Origin of the sequence: Microcoleus sp. N3A4 (assembly GCF_036701805.1) — a bacterium.
GTDB lineage: Bacteria > Cyanobacteriota > Cyanobacteriia > Cyanobacteriales > Microcoleaceae > Microcoleus.
The window spans coordinates 1-19,860 of record NZ_JAUBRJ010000058.1 but is presented as its reverse complement, the minus strand read 5'-3'; the positions used below and the strand labels follow the sequence as shown (position 1 = coordinate 19,860).

Genomic DNA, 19,860 nt, shown 5'->3' with positions numbered 1-19,860 from the left:
TTGATAGTTCACAGCGAAAATTAGATCGGGGTTTTTGCTGTCCATTGTCCACTGTCAATTGTCCAATGTTAACCTTGAAGCCGATCGACCGCAGCCTGCAATTTTTCCCCCAGTATCCGAACGTGAGGTTCTTTTAACATCCCAAGGTGGTCGCTAGGAATGTCGTAAACCTCTATTCCTCCCGTAATTACCCCACCCCAACCCAACTCGCGATCGGCACCAAACGCGACCGCACTCTCAACTGCCTTGAAAATAGAGGCCCGACCCGGATAAACTCCCGCTACATAATCTCTCAATGCCTGGTGATTTAATTCCCGATGAGTGAAGTTTTCCAAATAAATTGGCAGGGGACGCCCCGTCGCCCGGTACCACTTGCACAACATTCTCCACTGAATATCAGTGAGGGACTCGATTTTTCCGTTCAGATTGCTCTTTGCTTTCTCCAGAAATACAGCAGGCGTCAGCCGTAAAACTTTCATCGCGCGTTCACTCTTCTTAATCTCAGACAAATTGTTGAAAGCATCCGGCCCGTAGGTGTCCAACAATCCCAGCAAAGCTACCTTCTCACCTAGATCGTGAAGTTGCCGAGCCATCTCAAAAGCTACTGTCCCACCAAAAGATACTCCTAACAGAAAATAAGGGCCGTGTGGCTGAAAAGTTCGCATTTCTTGAATGTAGTAAGTCGCCAAGTCCTTAACTCGATTGGGGGGAGCCAATTTTTCATCCATAATCTGGGTTGACAGTCCCAAAACAGCCTGCGATCGCTCCAAATAATTCATTAAAGGACGGTAAAATTCCAATCCTCTGCCGAGTACGTGGATGCAGAACAGAGGCGGTTTGTAACTTCCTGTTCCCGGTTGAATAACTACCATCGACGGAGAAGGCGACGACCATTCGGGTTCGCGGAGAATGTTAGCCAATTGCTCAACAGTTGGCGATTGGAAAATAGCAGACAGCGGCAGCTTTTTGTCAAATACTTTCTCAATTTCTGCTAACAGGCGCGCTGCTAGCAGCGAATGTCCTCCCACCTCAAAGAAATTGTCCCTGATTCCCATTGAATTGATGCCTAAAACTTTTTCCCAAATTTTTGTCACCTGGATTTCAAACTTGTCGCGGGGGGCAACAGCAATTATTTCATTGGGCGCAGCGCCGCTAGATTGCCACTTTTGACTTGCCAAAGCGCGGCGGTCAACTTTGCCGTTGGGGTTTAAGGGCAAAGCGTCGAGGAACACAAATCCAGCGGGTATCATGTAGTCTGGCAGTCTCTCTTGCAGGAAGCCGCGCAGGGTACCGGCTGCGAGAATTTGACCCGGGCGGGAAACTGCATAAGCTGCGAGACATTTGTTGCCCGAAGCATCTAACTGAACTGCGATCGCCGCTTGGCTGACATCTGGATGTCCGGCGAGCACAGCCTCAATTTCTCCCACTTCTATGCGGAAGCCGCGAATCTTTACCTGATTGTCGGTGCGTCCGAGGTACTCGATGTTACCGTCGGGCAGGTAGCGGGCTAAATCCCCTGTTTTGTAAAGGCGATTTGATTTGGGATGATTAGATGCTTCTTGGCTTTGGGCAATCTCTAGTTTCTCACCAGCATTCCCCAATCTAAAATCTAAAATCGGCAATCTAAAATCGTTGAAGGGATTGGGAATAAACCTTTCGGCTGTCAAATCGGGGCGGTTGAGGTAGCCTCTGGCCAAGCCTGCACCGCCTGTATACAATTCGCCCGGAACGCCGATCGGCACTGGCTGCAAATGCCGATCGACTATGTAAACTTGAGTATTGGCGATCGCCCGCCCGATGGGAACGGAATTGCTAATTTGACTGGCAGAGTCGATCGGCGCGCAGCAAGTAAAAGTCGTATTTTCCGTCGGCCCGTAACCGTTAATTAATTTGCAGTTTGGAACTTCTCGCAGCAACTTCTGGACGTGGGGAACAGATAAAACGTCACCGCCTGCCAACAGTTGGCGCACACCCTTTAAATCTTCAATGCGATCGTCCACCATCAAGTGAAACAGTCCGGCTGTCAGCCACAATATTGTCACATTGTATAAGCGAATCGCCTCTCCCAACTCTGCCAAAGATGGGCTGCCGGCAGGGAATACCGCCAGTTGCGCCCCGTTGAGCAGCGCTCCCCAAATTTCCAAAGTCGAGGCGTCGAAGGAAATCGGAGCCAGTTGCAGGAAGACTTCTGCTGCGGTGAGGCTGGCGAAATTAGTGTCTTTGACTAACCGTACTACGCCCCGGTGGACGACGCAAACGCCTTTGGGCTTGCCTGTCGAGCCTGAAGTATACATGACATAAGCTAGATTGTCTGCATTAGCGAGATTGGCTGGGTTTATCTCACTTTGTGCGTCTATTTCCTGCTGCGCCGCATCCAGACAAATTATTTTTGCTCCGCAGTCGGGAAGTTTTTCTACTAGGTGCTGTTGAGTCAAAAGCACCGATATTTGGGCGTCTGACAGCATGAAATCCAGCCGCTCTTTGGGATAAGCTGGGTCTAAGGGCAAGTAAGCCGAGCCTGCTTTGAGAACTGCTAAAAGCGAGACGATCGCATCCATAGATCGATCCAAACAAATGCCCGCTAAAACTTCCGGGCCAGCCCCCAAAGTTTGCAAGTAATGTGCGAGTTGATTGGCGCGACAATTTAGCTGGTGGTAGGTTAGCTGTTGCTCTCCAAAAACTACGGCTACAGCGTCGGGAGTTTGTTCTGCTTGAACTTCAAATAGTTGGTGAATGCAGGCAGATTCGGGATAATTTGTTTGAGTGTTGTTCCACTCAACTAATAGCTGTTGGCGTTCCGCTGCCGTCAAAATTGGCAAGTTTTTCAGCGGGTACTCTGGATTAGCAACTATCCCCTCTAACAGCACCTCAAATTCAGCCATGCGGCGGCGGATTGTCGCAGCATCAAATAAGTTGGTATTGTACTGGCACTCCAGCACGAGTTTGTTTTTTGTTTCGCTGGCATTTACTGCCCATTCAAAGTTTTCAGAAGTTCTTGGATTCGAGAAGACTTCCGCTTTAAAACCTTCAAAATTAAGCTGATCTTCCGTAAGTTGCACGTCCAGATTAAAAGTTACAGGCACTAGCGGAATGCGGCTGAAATCCCGAGGCATTGCTAGTTTTTTCACAAGAGTACCGAATGTTAGCTGCTGGCAGTCGAGAGCATCTAAAATTGCCGTGCGGCGCGATCGCAAATAATCTCTAAAAGATTGTTCCTCGTTAATGCGGGTGCGGAGCGGCAACAAGCTCACGCAGTGTCCCGCAAGCTTGTCTTTTCCCCCAACCAGTTGTCCCGCCGCCGGCATTCCGACAACCAAATCCTCTTGCCCGCACAAGCGGTACATAAAAGCTTCAAATGCAGCAAAGAGAGTTGTAAAAAAACTGCACCCTGCTTTTTTTCCCAGGCGTTTGAGGTTAGCAACCACATCTGGATTGAGTTCCCAATCTTCCCGCGATCCCTGGTAAGTTCTCAAAGCAGGTCGCGCTCTGTCTGTCGGCAAATCTAGCACCGGAATTGTGCCGGAAAACTGTTCTAACCAATACTTTTCAGCCTCAATAATTTCGGCTGTTGTTGAGTTTACTTCTTGTGAAATTGCGTATTCTATAAAACTTTCTGGTTGTGGAAGATTGGCAGCTAACCCTTGCTGTCTGGCAGAATAAATTGCTCCCAAATCCGGGAATAGTATGCCCCAAGACCAGCCATCGCAAATGATGTGGTGGCCTGTGAGAATAACGATGTGTTCCTGCTCTTGCAGCTTAATAATTTGACTGCGAAACAGCGGCCCGCGCACTAGATTGAAATGTCGATCGACTTCTTCACGGCGCAAATGTCCTAATTTCGATTCGCGATCGCGATCGTCCACAATTGACAAGTCGATCGCCGGAATGTCGAGTTCGATCGACGACGCAATACAAAGAGTCGATCCGTCAGGGCTAAATGTTGTCCGCAGCGCCTCGTGCCGCTGCACCAATTCCTGAATGGACAATCGGAGAGATTCAACGTCGAGGTTTCCTTGCAATCGCAGACACATCGACTCGTTGTAAGCGCAATTTGCCTCGTCTCCCATTTGCACGGCAATCCAGATTTCTTTCTGCGATTCCGTCGCGGGTACGCAAGCAAAAAGTTCTCCGCCGGCGAAAGGATCGAAATCTACAGCGGTTAGTTTTGGTTGTAAATCTGCGGTTGTTTTCATTCGCTATGCGTTGGTTAGTATCTTGTATGGTGCGTCGCTGGCGGATTTGAGATTTTATTTTGAGATCGCCCGTGGGCGACGCACCCGGAGCTGGTGCGTCGCTGGCGGATTTGAGATTTTATTTGGAGATCGCCCGTGGGCGACGCACCCTACGGTATGCGGTAGCAATCTAAAATCTAAAATCTAAAATCTAAAATCTAAAATCTAAAATCTCTACTTTGTCCCCATCAATCTTTCGCGAGCACTCAGCAAAGCACCTGCACTCGTCAGATAAGCATTAATCATCTTGGCTTTGACCGAATTTTGGCCTCTAGGGATACAACATTCGTTCGTAAAAAATTTCCAATTTGATTCGCAAAGTTGGTCAAATGCTACAGAAATTGTTAACGTCAGCGACCTTGCCGTGTGATACCAGCCACAGGGAATAAATAGCGTTTCACCGGCTGAGATGGTAATAGTTATTGGCGTAGCTTCAGCCAAAAGCGGATATTTTTTTAAGTCTGGATTGTGATGGTTTTCAATCTCAGATAGCCAAGGAGAACCTGGTTTTGGGTAAAGATACTTTTGCTGCTCCGGCGGAAAAATTGTAAATTCTTTTTCCCCGTACATTTGATTGATATACGCATAGAGTCCGAGAAAATCGTAGTGCAAATAAGGAAATTCTCCGCCCGGCCCGCCGAAGAATATTTCTAAGTCGTACAAATCATTGAGCAGCATCTTCGGGATTAAGCTGCTGTGCGTGCGATCGGGTGTGGCCATACTCGGTCTGGGAGAAATATCGGGTTCTAAATCGGCAAAATCTTTGCGAACATTTAGTTTGAAAGGATAGGGAGCCGGATTCTCTTTTGTGGAATTCTTTAGTAAATCGAACAATTTGTTGAGCGTGTAAATTTTACCACCTATTTCAATTTCTCGATCGCCAAATTTTTCTTGAAAATACTCCGGCGTAAATTTCGCTGTGGCCGACCAATTTTTTGATAAATCCGTGAAAATAACTGGTTTGCCCGGATTGCGGTACTCGTTGACAAATTCTTGGTGGGTCAGACCTGTGCGGCGGTCTACTTGCATAGTTTTTGCTGTTTGGAGCATTTTAGTTTTTCCTGGGTTTGTTAGTTGAAATTTATTGCCGATTAGAAGAGTATTTTGAAAGAGGTAGATTGCGATTTATATCAATTCCGGTTGCATCGGAACGATCGAAACGCAGAGGACGCAGAGGACACAGAGTCAGAGAACAGAGAGATGAATAATTCCGATGCTAATGGATTTAATATTACCGTTGGGTGGGGGCGGGTTTTCGAGATGATCGGTCTTAGGCAATTACGGTTGGTAAAACCCGCCCCTACAGGATTTAATTGCCAACCCGAACGCTTAATTTGATAAACTATCTCCTACTTGTAAATGTTTTCCTGGACGCTCTGGATCTGCGATGTACCAAGCTGGATTGCCATTAGGGTCTCGCCCTAATTTGGCACCGGGTACGGGAGAATTGCTTGCGAATGCAGTTGAGGATTTCGATCCATTGGTATTGCCATTTTTGTGGAAATCAAGAACCTTCATATTGCCACCAGACGGATCGGCCAAAAATCCGGCTGACTGCAATTCGGCAATGCTGTTTTTAAATGCTTCCTTGGCAAAAGCAATATCTGCGTCGGAATGCGCTAGCGTCAGAAAACACGGGCGGTGATCCCAAATGTGAATTCCTTTTTCCCGCAGCGAGTAAAACAGCAGTTCTCCATGAGTAAAATCTTGCGGGTAGGTGATTTTGAACAGGGAACCGAAGTTTTTAACTGTGAAAGGTGCTTGCTCTCGATCGAACATGGCGTTCAATTCTGCAACGAATTTGTCGGTTTTGGCATTGAGATCGCGCTGCAATGAAGGCCCGCCGCGCTTCAAATATTCGAGAGATGCCTTGGCTGCTGCTAAAGTCAGCGGGTGGCGCACAAAAGTCCCTGCAAAATAGGTGACGCCAACTTCCGGGAACGAGTCGTCTCCGAACTGCCAGAAACCGCCGTCTAAAGCGTCCATCCAGGCAGATTTGCCCGCGATTACCCCGATCGGCATCCCGCCGCCGACGACTTTGCCGTAGGTGCCGATATCCGCTTGTACGCCGAAATATTCTTGGGCGCCGCCCGGTGCAACTCGGAATCCGGTAATCACTTCGTCCATAATGAAGGCGCAACCAGCTTGCTCGGTAATCCGGCGCACTTCGTGGAGGAATTCTCGCGGTTGCCAGTCGGGACGGCGGCTTTGTACCGGTTCTACCATGATGGCTGCAAACTCGCCCGCCCGCGCTTTGAGGATTTCCAAGGATTCGGGTTCGCCGTAGTCGAGGATTAAAGTATTGTCAACGGCGGATTGGGGAATGCCCGGTGCTGCGGGGAGCGATCGCAGTTTTTTGGTGCCGCGCACGATCACTTCGTCGAAAATTCCGTGATAGTCGCCCGTAAACATGACGATCGTACTGTTGCCCGTGACGGTGCGGGCCAGGCGCATTGCGCCCAAAACGGCTTCAGAACCCGTGTTGCAGAAGGCGGCGCGATCGTGTTTTGTCATCTCGCACACGAGCTCGGCAACTTCTCCGGCTAGCGGTGTTTGCGGGCCGATTTCATACCCGCGCTGCATTTGAGCTGCGATCGCTTCTGTAATAAATGCAGGCGAATATCCGAAAAAGTTCGACCCGAAACCGTTGGTTAAATCCACGTATTCGTTGCCGTCTTCATCCCAAAGTTTAGAACCGGACGATCGCCCCACCACGATCGGATAAACCAACTCTTTCATCGTCCGGTTAAACCCCGAAACTACCCGCGGATCGGCGAGGTGGTGGCGGTGAGTCTGAGTGTACTGTTTGGATTTCTGAGTTCGCGCCGTATATCGCTTGACAAATGTTTCTAAATATGCTGATTGCGACGGAGTTAATCCGTCGCGATCGGAGGTGTCGATGCGGGCGGCGGCACCGAACACCTTTTTGGGTTCTGCGGTTGGTTCCGCTGTTGGTGCTGCTGTTGGTGCTGCTGTGGGTGCGATCGCGCTGCCGTTAGTCTGGGATGGAGGGATATTTTGAACGGGTGCCGGCGGCTGCGAGATAACTTGACTGTTAGTTGTCGGTGCCGGCTGTGCGGGAACCAAACCAGCGCCGCCCAACAGTTCTAGCTGTCGCGACATAATTTGCAACTGCTGCCCGATCAGGTATTCGAGATTGCCAGACTGTACGGGAATCGCAATTGCGGGCTGGAGACTGGGTAAGGGCAGATTTACAGGCGCGTTGACTGCAACGGGAGTGGCAATGGGCGCAGGAGGTGCTACTGTCGGTGCGATCGCCGGTACGGGCGCGGCTTGTTGGACTGCAGGAGTTGCAGGCAAAACCTCCGGCGGCAGAGCACCATCGATAAATTCAGATAAAGTGCCGAGAGTGGGGAAAGTTTCTAATAGCTGGCGAAAGGTAATTTTGATGCTAAATTCTTTTTGCAAATTCAGCGCTACTTGAGTCAAAGACAGAGAATCCAAACCCATTTCTAGGAAAGTTAAATCCTCATCAACACTGGCTAAATCTTCACCGGAAGTTTCTTCTAGGATGTTTTTAATTACAGGGATAAGTCTGTATTTGCGCGCTGCTTGTTTGGTTTCAACCTGTGAATTTGGCATCGGTAATTGATTGTTGACTGTTGACTGTTGACTGTTGACTGTTGATTGTTGGGAATTGGGAATTGGGAATTGGGCATCGGGCATCGAGAATTGGGAAGTTTCTCCCTCTCCCCCTCTCCCACTCTCCCCCTCTCCCACTCTCCCTTTCTCCCCCTCTGACACTTTTGGTTCGATCCAGAAGCGTTTGCTCTCGAAGGGATAAGTCGGCAAGGGAAGGCGATCGCGCGTTTCCTCTTGATAAAAGCTCTGCCAGTCGATCGATACTCCGCAAAGCCAAAGCTGTCCGGCTGCACTCAACAAAGCCACCCATTCAGTTTGATTTTCATGGCTGTCGCTGAGGGAAGAAATGGCAACTTGTTTTTTCAAATCTTTGGCTTGTTTGCGAGCTAAAGTAGCAGCCGTTGTTCTCGGCCCGACTTCCAAAAGTATCCGGTTCGGATCTTGCCAAAGCTCTTTTATCCCGTCGGCAAAACGCACTGTCGCCCGCAAATGCCGCGCCCAATACATCGGATCTGTTGCTTGTTCCGCTGTTATCCAACTAGCAGTTACAGTCGAAACAAATGGGATAGTTGGCGCTGACAACTGCACTTTTTTGACATATTCGGCGAAAGGTTCGACGATCGAATCTACCATCGGCGAATGAAAAGCGTGGGAAGTGTGCAGTTGTTTGCAGACAACGCTTTCGCTTTCTAGTTGCTGCTGAAAAAGTGCGATCGCCTCCGTCGGCCCGGAAACCACGCACAAATCAGGCGCATTCACCGCAGCCACTGCCAAATCCGCACTCAAGCGCCCCTCGACTTGCGCCGCCGGCAACCGCACCGACAGCATCGAACCCCCCGGCAAATCTTGCATCAAGCGCCCCCTCGCTGCCACTAGCATCAAGGCATCTTCCAGGGAAAACACGCCTGCGATCGTTGCCGCTACAAATTCGCCGATGCTGTGCCCGATCGCACCTTGGGGAGTGACGCCCCAACTCTGCCACAGCTTGGAAAGCGCGTATTCTACGGTAAATATCGCAGGCTGAGTCAAGAAAGTTTGGCGCAGCGATTCGGCGGCTGTGACTTCATCGCTGCCGGGATACAGGACTTTCCGCAAATCTCGGCCGAGGTGCGGCTGCAAAATTTCGGCGCAGCGATCGACTGTTTCGCGGAATAAAGGCTCGGATTCGTACAAATTCAAGCCCATATTGACGTATTGCGACCCTTGTCCCGGAAACATGAAGATTACTGCCGGATTTCTCGATTCGGTGCAGCGGGTTGCTGTACGCAGCGGTGGCAGCGATTCGAGTACCTGCACGGCATCGGCGCGATCGCTGCAAACAGCGAAACGGCGGTAATTGAAGGCTTGCCGCCCGATTTGCAGGGTGTAAGCAGCATCGGCGAGATCGATCTCCGGGTTTTGGGCGAGGTGCGATCGCAAATTTGCGGTAGCTGCGTCCAAAGCAGATGGAGTTTTCGCCGACAGCAGCAGTAACTGCCGCGGGCGAGAAGGACTCGACGGTTCTAGCGCGGGCGCTTCTTCGAGGACAACGTGAGCGTTGGTGCCGCCGACACCAAACGAACTGACACCCGCTCTTCTGGGCGTTTTGCCGGCTTTCCATTCCGAGAGTTCGGCGTTGACGTAGAAGGGGCTGTTGGCAAAATCAATGGCTGGATTCGGTTGCTCGAAGTGCAGAGTGGCGGGTATTTGCTGGTGTTTGAGGGCTAAAGCTGTTTTGATCAGCCCTGTGACTCCCGCCGCGGCGATCGTGTGTCCGAAGTTGCTTTTGACGGAGCCGATCGCGCAAAATTGTTTGGCTGCGGTTTTCAGAGCAAAAGCCTGAGTCAGCGCTTCTATTTCGATCGGATCGCCCAGAGGGGTTGCCGTGCCGTGGGTTTCGACGTAGGATATGGTTTCGGGATTCACGTCTGCCATCGCGTGCGCCATCGCGATCGCCTCTGCTTGCCCGTCTACGCTGGGCGCTGCAAAGCTGACTTTGGCTGCCCCGTCGTTATTCAAGCCGACTCCGCGAATTACGGCATAGATTGTATCTCTGTCGGCGATCGCTTCTTCCAAACGCTTGAGTACAACTGCCCCGGCAGCGTTGCCGAACACTGTTCCTTCAGCCTTGGCGTCGAAAGGTTTGCAGTGTCCGTCGCTGGAGAACATCCCCCCTTCTTGATACAAATAACCGCTATTTTGGGGAACCGTAATTGATATCCCGCCGGCCAGGGCTAAGTCGCACTGGTAGCTCATCAAAGCATAAAAAGCTTGACAAACTGCAACTAATGATGTAGAGCAAGCGGTATGCACGCTGACGCTCGGCCCCTTGAGATTCAGCTTGTAGGAGGTGCGGGTAGCAATGTAGTCTTTTTCATTCCCTACCATCACCTGAAACTCGCCCGCGCGGGAAATTACATCCGATCGTCCGGCGATGTTGTTGGGAAAATAAGTATTGTTGCCCGTGCCGGCGTAGACTCCGATCGAGCCGTTGAAGGTATTCGGATCGCAGCCTGCATTTTCTAAGGCAGCCCAAGCTATTTCTAAAAAAACGCGCTGCTGCGGGTCGGTAATTTCGGCTTCGCGGGTACTCACGCCGAAAAATGCTGCGTCAAAGCGATCGGCACCGTCAAGAATTCCTCTAGCTTTGACGTAATTCGGATTTTGTCTGAGATTGGGGTCAATACTGGGGTCTAGTTCGGCGTCGCCGAACAACGTTGTAGACTCCACCCCGCCGCACAAATTCTGCCACAATTCACCGACACTGGCAGCGCCGGGAAAGCGGCCCGCCATGCCAATAATCGCAATGCCGTCAAGTTCTGAGTTTTCCTGCGAATTTGTCATAAGTTAGGGTTTTTTGGTAGATTGCTTTTGCCGTTTAAAAGCAGCTTTTTGCCGATCGGCCCTGTCTTGAAATTTGTTGTTAGATGGGCTTGCAGTCTGTCCCTGATTTAAATAATTTGCCAATTGGGCGATCGTCGGGTGCTGGAACAATTTGACAACCGATAAGTCAGCGGCTAGCAGATCCCGGACTTGGACTGCGACTTGCAGCGTCATCAAAGAATTGCCTCCAATCTCGAAGAAATTGTCGTGAATGCCGACGCGATCGAGCTTCAGCAGCTTAGACCAAACACCCGCCAGCAAAAGCTCCAACTCGCTTTGCGGTGCAGCGTAACTCTGCGACAGTTCTTGTCGCTGCGAGTCAGGTGCCGGCAGGGCGCGGCGGTCAATTTTCCCGCTGGGCGTCTTCGGCATCGCCTCAACATTCACAAACACCGCAGGCACCATGTAATCTGGGAGTTGCCCTTGCAGGTAACGGCGGAGGTCGGCTATTGCCAATTGCTCCTCTGGATTCGCCACTATGTATGCAACCAATCGTTTGTCCCCCGGTGCGTCTTCCCGCGCCAGCACCACAGCTTGTTTGACGGCGCGATGTTTTGCCAGTGCGGTTTCGATTTCTCCCAACTCTATGCGGAAGCCGCGAATTTTGACTTGGCCGTCAATCCGCCCGATGTACTCGATGTTACCGTCGGGGAGGTAGCGGGCTAAATCTCCTGTTTTGTAAAGACGATCTTCTTCATCCTCGATCGTGAGTATTTTATTTTGTCGAAAAGGGTTGAGAATAAATTTTTCAGCAGTCAAGTCCGGGCGGTTGAGATAACCCCGCGCTAAGCAAATGCCCCCGATGTATAGTTCTCCCGCTACTCCTAAAGGTATAGGCTCACCATCTTTTTGTAACAGATATATCTGCGTGTTGGCAATAGGGCGGCCGATCGGAGGCAGTGCGGGCCAATCTCCGGGCGGGCCTGCAAGGGTATAAGCTGTAACAACGTGGCTCTCGGAGGGGCCGTATTGATTGTGCAGGGTACAATTTTCTAGCTGCTGAAAGAAACTGGCTATGTAACGGTTGACTTGCAACTGTTCGCCGGCGGTGACTACTTCGCGCAGCGATTTGGGTACTAGCTGATAAGTATCGGCTGCTTCGGCTAAGTGTTGCAGGGCGATGAAAGGGAGAAATAGTCTTTGAATCTTTTGTTTGTCGATTAGCTGCAACAAACTCTGGGCATCTCGCCGGATTTCTTCTGTGATGAAAACGAGGGTGCCGCCGGCACACCAAGTACAGAACAGTTCTTGAAACGAGACATCGAAGCTGAGAGAGGCAAATTGCAGGGTTTTGGCTGGGCCTTCAAGGGTGGAGTTTTGCAGTTGCCACGCAATTAGGTTGACTAAGGCGCGGTGCGGGAGGGGAACTCCTTTGGGTTTGCCTGTGGAACCTGATGTATATATTGTATAAGTTAAATTGTCGGGAGAGACGCTGCTAGCTGGGTTTTCGGTGCTGTGACTGCTGATTGTTTCCCAGTCTGCGTCCAAACAAACGGCGCGGGCTTGATGTGCGGGCAGCCCAGATACTAAGTGAGATTGAGTGAGAATAACTGGAGCTTGGGTGTCGGCTAACATGAAGGTCAGCCGTTCTTGGGGGTACGCTGGATCTAGGGGAACGTAAGCTGCGCCTGCTTTGAGAACGCCTAAAACGCCGATCGCAATTTCTAAGGAACGTTCCATGCAAATAGCTACTAAAACATCGGGCCCGACGCCTAATTGCTGCAAGTAATGGGCTAGTTGATTGGCTTTGGAATTGAGTTCCTGGTAGGTGAGTTGCTGTTGGAGATTTTGGGAAAAAACGGCGGCAATGGCATCGGGCGATCGATCGACTTGTGCTTCAAATAATTGGTGAACGCATTTGTCTTGCGGATAATTTGCCTGAGTTTGATTCCACTGCTGCAACTGAGCAAGTTCGGCTGCTGTCAGCATTGACAATTTGCTGATTTTCTGCTGGGGATTCGCGGCTATACTTTCTAGCAAAGTTTGCAGGTGTCCCAACATTCGGGTAATGGCGATCGGATCGAACCGCTGGCGATCGCCCGCAATTTTCAACAGCAGTTCGGTTCCCCCGTATGCGTAAACTGTTAGGGGAAAACTTGTCTGTTCTAAAAGCTGAAATTCTCGGTTTTGCCAATTGCCACCGAGAGCTTGCAAGGCAGAGTTAATGTGATATTGTTCAACTACTAGCAGGCTTTCAAATAAAGCTGTGCCGCGGGAAATCTCGCTCCATTCTTGAGTTTTTGCCAGCGGCACGTTCCCGTATTCTTGAAATGCCGTCCACTGAGTTTGCAGTTGTTTGAGCCAGTCGATCGCTGGTAAATCGGGAGATACAATTACCCGAAATGGCAAAGTATTTATGAATAATCCTACCGCTGATTCTGCGTTTTCTAGATTCTGCGATCGGCTGTTGCAAATAGTTCCAAATACTACATCTTCCGAACCGGAACAGCGGCTTAAAAGCAAAGCCCACGCTCCTTGCAGCAGGGTATTTAGGGTGATTTTTTGTTCTTGAATTAGGGAGTTTAAGGCTGCGGTAACAGTTATAGAAAGCCGGATTTCTGGTGGTGTCAGGAACAGGCAAGATGCCTGTTCCACAACTGATAATTGTTTGGGTGGGGCGGGCATCTTGCCTGCCCTTAAAACATCCCCAACCAAAGGAGTAGGATCGCTGAAACCGCTTAAGTATTGTTTCCAGAATGTTTCTGCTTTCGAGATGTCTGGCTGCTGCCTCCACTCGATGCAATCTCGATCGCAGCGGGGCGGTTGTAATTCTAATGCTCGATCGGCAAACAGGGATTCGTACAAGGTAAAAACTTCTTGCAAAACAGTTATTGCAGAGGTACTGTCAAGCAAAATGTGGTGATAAGTCCAGATGAGTTTGTACTCGGTTTCCGACCAGTGGAACCAAGCCAAACGCATCAGCGGGGGTTGAGTGAGGTCAAAGCCTTGCAGGCGATCGGCTTCCAAATAGGTTTCGAGTTGGTTGGCGCGATCGCCCTCCGACAAATTGCGCCAGTCTCGTTCAACGCTTGGCAGTTCAACTTGTTGGTGTAATGTTTGCAGCGGAACTTCTTTACCTGACCAACAAAAACTCGTTCTCAAGATTGGATGCCGCTGCACTATTTGCTGCCAAGCTTTGAGGAAAACTGAAACATTCAAATTTTCGCGGATGCTACAGATCGCTTGTTCGATGTCTATCCCTGATTGTTGACCCGAAAGGCTGTCGAACAACATCCCCTGCTGTATCGGTGAAAGTTGATAGGAAGATTCACTATCAGTGGTTGCGGATTGCGGGCGATCGTCTGCTGGCAATGACATATTTATAGGTAAGTATTGAACGAAAATACTTCTAAGCAAGTGTAACTGGATTTTTAAGACTTTTTCAAGCAACTATTCATGCCGAAGCACAATAAAATCACCGATCGCGTGCATCCGAGCGTAATATTTTGTTTTTGGCTGTAATATTCGATCGGCTCAGCCGATGTTAACTCAAACTCTACCGCCCTGTAAAGTATTTATGATACATTTTACGGGTAGCGCCGCCAAAGAGCATTTCCCGTTCACCAACCGTGTAATTGCACAGCCTGTAAATATTAAAATTGCTTAATATTCTGTTGGCGATCGACTTTCTTCTCTCAAGCATAACTAAAGCCTTCAACATCTGCTATAACAGGCTGACATCCGCACTCAACAGCAATGATTTGCATCCAGTCTGCTGGCAATCGCTGCGCTAGATTAGCTACAGCCAACCTCAACCTTTAAAGAAAGCTATGGGATATTTGATTGGTGCGATCGTCCTCGGAATGTTTATTTGGGCTGGATTCGATATCGTGCACACCATCCGCAACAGGGAACTGAATCGCTCCGAAATCAACCAAAAAATTCAAGCTGAAATGGTCAAAGAGACATATTGCTGTCAATTTTTTGATTCTGAATAAGTGGTAGGGTGCGTCAGATTTGAGATTCTCAATCAGCACGGAAAGTATAATTCTGACGCACCGTTTGCTGCGGGCGTGCGTCAATCGATCGTTTTTACCCCTTAGCGGTAGGGTGCGTCAATCGATTTTAGATTTTAGATTTTAGATTTTAGATTGACCCCACGGATAAATGCGGGGGCTTGAGGATTTTAGATTTTAGATTTTGGATTGATTCCACGGTTCGATCGCGTGGCGGGTACCATCAAGAAATTCTTGGTCAGATTTGAGATTCTCAATTAGCACGGAAAGTATAATTCTGACGCACCGTTTATTCCCTGGTGCGGGGAGCATCCCATTTTTGCTTTCAGATCGTGGACGGTTGCATCAGAATAATATATTTGGATCGTATTCAGCGCTCACGTCGTCCATAGCGAACGGTAGGGATCGTTCGCTATGGACGACGTGAGCGCTCCTAAAAAACGCTTTTTACCAAATTGGGATGCTCCCCCTGGTGCGTCAGTTCTGAAATTGTGGGTTTTTCGCGAAAATAATGGTAACTGACGCACCCTACTTAATTAATGAATGGAAAATGCAATTTAAAATTTTCCATTCTCTATCTATTTTTACGCTTTCGGCTCAACCCAAACCGTCATCCCCTCAACCCTCAAACCTTTGCCGCGAGTGCCGCAATATTGACCGTTAGAAGCAACAGGAGTATCGCCCACATTTTGAATGTGAGCGCTGTAAAATACGTCGTACTTATCAGCTTGCGGGCCATTCAGCCGCGCGGCAAATCCCTCTATGCGCTTGGCTTGACCCCGGAAACCGGCCAACTCGCCTTCCGAGATCCAAGCAGTATCGCCAACTCCTTCAACGTGAGCCATGTACTGCAAATTCAAACCGGCAACGGGAGGCTCTATTTTAATTTGAAATCCTTCGACGCGGCGGCCTTGAGCGCGTGTGCCGGCATATTCTCGATCGCTAAAAGTTCGATCGCCAATTCCTTGAATGTGCGCCAACACTTTTAAACCCACAGGCGCCGCAACTTGGGAACTCGCAGACGGCGCGATCCAAACTTTGATACCCTCTATTCTCAAAGCTTTGCCGCGAGTGCCGCAATATGAGCCGTTGGAGGACACGTCGGTGTCGCCGATATTCTGAATGTGAGCGCTATAAAATACGTCGTACTTATCAGCTTGCTGCCCGCTCAACCGCACTGCAAATCCTTCAATTCGTTTCGCTTGACCCCGAAAACCTGCCAATTCTCCCTCGCTAAGCCAAGGAGTATCGCCAACACCTTCGACGTGAGCCATGTACTCGACATTTAAGCCGGGAATTGGCGGCTCGATATTAATTTGAAATCCTTCGACGCGCCGTCCTTGACCGCGACTACCCGCGTATTCTTGAGCGCCGAAAGTTCGATCGCCAATTCCCTGAATGTGCACTAAAACTTTGATTCCCAAAGCGCCCTCTACTGGAGCCTGTTGAATGTTCCGAGGTGCACCAAAAACAATGTTCCCAGAGCCGGTTGTTTGGAGCGACTGAGGTACTTCCACGCTAGGAACTATAATTACCTCGTGCATGGGGGCCGAAGGTGCGGGGGATTCCAAAATCTGGATCTCTGGCGCAACTGTAACTTGTTTCGGCGCGACATTTCCCGACGGGATGATAATCACTTCCGGCAAGGGTTGGGCGCTGATTTTTGGTTCTGGCGCTGCTTTAAATGCGGGTTCGACTTTAGCAGGTGCTGCTTTTACCATCTCAGCAATGGTTAATTTGCCTCTGGAAATGGCGACGGCTATTTGTTTGCCAAAAGCGGCGCTGACTGTTTCTTCGAGGATGACCCACTGTTCGTCGTCTAATTTGTCTTGCTGTTCCACCAGGGCGAGCACTGCTGAAACTGGGTGTTTGCCGCTGACTAAGGATTCTGCGTCGGAATGCAGTTGAGTCGGGGTTGATTCGGAAATCGCGCGGTGCAGTTCGCGGGCTTTGGCATGAACTGATTGTAAGGGCGCGAAGTCGCTTTGTTCGCGGTGGGCGATCGCCAATACTCGATCGAGCACTTTCAAAGCCGCGTCGCGAATTTCTGCTTTACCTTCGGAAGCTGCGGCAGTTTGGACTAAGTTTTGAATGTCTTTGAGGGAAGCAATTTCCCCCGGCGCGATCGCGGATTTGTTCAGTTCGAGAGCTTGTTTTTGGACTGTGGCAAAGTTGCGGCTGTAGGCGGCGATTTCTTGCAGCAAGCTGTCGGAGGGAGGAAGGCCCGAGTCTTGCAGTTGTTTGGCTGCTTGGGAGAGGCGATCGGCTAAATTACCATAAGTTTCCGATAGTCGGGCTATTTGTTGTAGCAAATCGTTATGTGCTGCTTCCATAGGTCTTGCAAGTTTAACGGATTTTCAAGGTTTTCGGTGATTGGTTGACTAATTTCTATCAACACTCTAGCAAAACAGTCATTTTAAGGGACTTTTGAACCTTATTGCTGCCTGTTCGCTTGTCTCAGTGTCCCTTACCCGATACTCGCTTACAAGCGAACTCTTCTATCAATTTTCTACCGACACCACACTACATTTGCTCGTGACCCCAGTGGACGCAAGTTCTCATTACCTTTATCGATTGCCTCTTTCCACCACAGCCTACCGTACCCGTCCCTTGCTGTCGTACCACTGGGCATATTATCGAGCTTGTGAGCGCTAAACCCGCGCTCTATCATACCTTTCCTTGTGAGTACCTCAGTCCAGTAAGGTGGCTTTGATTCCCGGCACGGAAGTGCGATCGCTTCAGTCGAGCTATGCACAGGTTGTGATTCTAACTTTTCGGGTTCCGACCGGAGTGGATTGAGCATCCCGTCGTGCTGTACGCACCCCTGTTTAACCAGTTCAATGAACTTATCTACCGCTTGGCTCATATTCCCAGTCATCTGCAAAAGTTTGACCGTTTCTGGCTTCAGGGTTAAGGTCACTCTTACCGCGTCTTTTTTGTTTGCGCCGGGTTGTAGATTTTTTAAGCTTTTAGGGTTTACTTTCATTTGTCTCCTTTTTTACTCTTAGCCGCCCGTGTTAGCCGGCTAAGCCCAGAAATACACTCAGTTGCTCTCATTTATACAAAATCACGTTTTTCTTAACCAGCGGGATTGGCTTGTTTAGCAAGGGGAGTTTAAGCACTGCGCGGGTAAACTCGCAATTGGCAATAGGGCGGCGTTCGTCTGGCATTACTTTTTGTCCTGCTACAATTATTTCTTTCGTCTGCTTTTTGTACTTAGTTGTAGACGTGCTCTCGCTGCGGTTAAAGCCGTCTTTGTCGGGTACGGCGTCAAATATTTTAAGCAGTGCTGTAAACAAATCAACACCGTCCTGCTTGTTTCGCACGTAAGCATACCCTTCCAGCCCCTGCAATCGGGCTATTTGCCCGCTGTACGACAAACACTCCTTACCTTTTTCCCAAACGTACTGGGTGTCACCAAAAATAGTTTTAATTTTGTTAGCCCAGACTCTAATGTCAGCAGGTGTTACCAGTTTGGCAAGTTTTAAGCTGGCAATTTTTTCATCGTCGGTATAGCCCGCGCACCGTATCCACTTCTCACCTACTTTTTTATCGGGGCTGACAAACTGAAGCTCAATTAACGGAAATCCTTTGAGAGGTGGTTTGCTGTTTTTGCCCGACACATTTCCAGCGCTATTGCCTTGCTGGTACGCAATAGCGTTAATGTGATATATCAAATCGCGGGTAGTGCCGCTCAAATTATAAAAGGTACTATCGTCTTCCTTATCAGGAAAATATTTAATCCACCTACCAATATTGCTTTTACCTACGGGCGTGACATCAATAAATTTGGGCTTAGTCCACTCTTCTATTGCTTTCCCAGCTTTACTGGTGGGGGGTTTAGAAAACTCCTTCCACCAATCATCAAAATCAATGCCGCCCGTAAGTAATAAATCGTTAACAGCAAAAAGTAGAGACGGTTCATCGGCGTCAAGAGTGAGGCGCTTATCGGCAGGTTTTTGGGGCATGAGACTGAATCAAAATAAAATTTTTGTAAGCACAATCTAGCACAAAAAAACTTGTGGAAACCCTACAGGTTTCGATAAAATTTTTTGAGATAAAATGTCGGTTTTATTGACTACAATCAAAATAATAAATTTGAAAGGAGTGTTTATGGCTAGGTTAGCGTTTTTAGTTGGTTATAAAGGACAAGACCCAGGTGAAAAACCTGCGGACGCAGCGAAAGAAAATTTAGTTGGATGCTTTACTTGCACTAATCGTGTAGCAGGCTTTCTCGATATTGTTGCTCAACAATACGTACCATCGGGAGAAGCAAACAGGGACAGAAAAGGATATACAAAATCTGTACTTGATGCAGCGGGTGTTGCTAAAGATGTTGTGGTAGAGGCTGGAAAGATTAGCTACACGCCTGACGCAAGCCCACGCGCTAGAACAGTAACGTTAAAAACTGGGGCTAAAGCTAAAAAAACAAATAGAACCATTTCGCTTACTTTTCCCAGCAATATGACTGTTTCACAAATTGGGGAAGCATTAGCCGAATACATTCCCGATACCAAAATTCAACGCACTTCTACCGCACCTAGTGCAACTGAAATTTACGCTCAGTACACAATCAAGGGCGGTAAAACTTATCCGCTACCCTTAAAGGCAGCCGCAGAAACTTCTACTAATGTTGATGCACCTGCGTCAGCCACTGAACAGGCAGCTTTACTAGCTAAAGCTAAGTAGGTAGCAAGTGAATTTCACGTTTAATCAAAATTCGTGGAATCAAGTGTGGGGATTAAATTCAATCCCTCCTGATAACAATAAATATACTCGCGTAGTGTGTCCAATATTGCTATCAGCGCATGCTATTGCTATTTTGTTTTCACTTCCCGGCACTGTTATAGACCCTTGGAGATGGGGCGGATACCGTAGAAGTTCACGGGGGTAGCAAAAACCCAAAAAATCTGATAAGGTGAGGCACATGGAGAAGACAGTGCCGGAATTAATGGCGGCAATCAGCCCAGCAGAGTGGGCGCAAGTGCCAGATAGCGTCCTCGAACTAATTTACGAATTAGTGCGTAGGATGGCTCGGGTTGAACAGGAAATAGCGGAACTGAGAACAGAAAACGAGCTTCTCAAAGAGCAATTAGCCAGAACTTCGGCAAATTCATCACAACCACCATCGAACCCACATTCCGCAGTTCTGGCTTTAATGACTAAGGATTATCATACATTCAGTGTAGGAAAAATATCTGTGCCTA

Annotated in this window: 9 protein-coding genes and 1 pseudogene; 3 read left to right on the top strand and 7 right to left on the bottom strand. The window is 49.0% G+C overall.

From position 1 onward, the window contains the following. Positions 1-68 precede the first annotated feature (68 nt). From QUA56_RS26655 to QUA56_RS26640, 4 genes are all read right to left on the bottom strand, one after another. Positions 69-4,193, bottom strand: a complete 4,125-nt coding sequence (locus QUA56_RS26655) for an amino acid adenylation domain-containing protein (RefSeq protein WP_333363953.1) — start codon at positions 4,191-4,193, stop codon at positions 69-71. A gap of 213 nt (positions 4,194-4,406) precedes the next feature. Next, positions 4,407-5,282 carry a cupin-like domain-containing protein gene (locus tag QUA56_RS26650; RefSeq protein WP_333363949.1) on the bottom strand — a complete coding sequence of 292 codons (876 nt, stop codon included), beginning with the start codon at positions 5,280-5,282 and terminating at the stop codon, positions 4,407-4,409. A 279-nt stretch (positions 5,283-5,561) separates the two neighbouring features. Further along, complete coding sequence (locus tag QUA56_RS26645) at positions 5,562-10,658, bottom strand: aminotransferase class III-fold pyridoxal phosphate-dependent enzyme (protein ID WP_333363946.1); 5,097 nt, start codon at positions 10,656-10,658, stop codon at positions 5,562-5,564. Between the two features lie 3 nt (positions 10,659-10,661). Continuing rightward, complete coding sequence (locus QUA56_RS26640) at positions 10,662-14,015, bottom strand: amino acid adenylation domain-containing protein (RefSeq protein ID WP_333363944.1); 3,354 nt, start codon at positions 14,013-14,015, stop codon at positions 10,662-10,664. Positions 14,016-14,467: 452 nt separating this feature from the next. On the opposite strand from QUA56_RS26640, the gene QUA56_RS26635 reads away from it, so the two are divergent. Beyond that, positions 14,468-14,635 carry a hypothetical protein gene (locus QUA56_RS26635; RefSeq protein WP_333363942.1) on the top strand — a complete coding sequence of 56 codons (168 nt, stop codon included), beginning with the start codon at positions 14,468-14,470 and terminating at the stop codon, positions 14,633-14,635. Between the two features lie 602 nt (positions 14,636-15,237). Here the strand turns inward: QUA56_RS26635 and QUA56_RS26630 are convergent. The 3 genes from QUA56_RS26630 to QUA56_RS26620 form a co-directional block, all read right to left on the bottom strand. Then, entirely contained in the window at positions 15,238-16,986 is a 1,749-nt protein-coding gene (locus tag QUA56_RS26630) for a hypothetical protein (RefSeq protein WP_333363939.1), read from the bottom strand. A 176-nt stretch (positions 16,987-17,162) separates the two neighbouring features. Next, positions 17,163-17,639: a hypothetical protein gene (locus tag QUA56_RS26625; protein WP_333363936.1), complete on the bottom strand. Its 477-nt coding sequence runs from the start codon at positions 17,637-17,639 to the stop codon at positions 17,163-17,165. Between the two features lie 67 nt (positions 17,640-17,706). Beyond that, positions 17,707-18,621 (bottom strand): hypothetical protein, encoded by a 915-nt coding sequence (locus tag QUA56_RS26620; RefSeq protein WP_333363934.1) that lies wholly within the window; start codon positions 18,619-18,621, stop codon positions 17,707-17,709. Between the two features lie 145 nt (positions 18,622-18,766). Here QUA56_RS26620 and QUA56_RS26615 point away from each other — a divergent pair, with 145 nt between their 5' ends. Both QUA56_RS26615 and QUA56_RS26610 read left to right on the top strand, forming a co-directional pair. Continuing rightward, complete coding sequence (locus QUA56_RS26615) at positions 18,767-19,342, top strand: hypothetical protein (RefSeq protein ID WP_333363931.1); 576 nt, start codon at positions 18,767-18,769, stop codon at positions 19,340-19,342. Positions 19,343-19,580: 238 nt separating this feature from the next. Then, positions 19,581-19,860 (top strand): annotated as a pseudogene (locus QUA56_RS26610) (hypothetical protein); the annotation flags it as partial.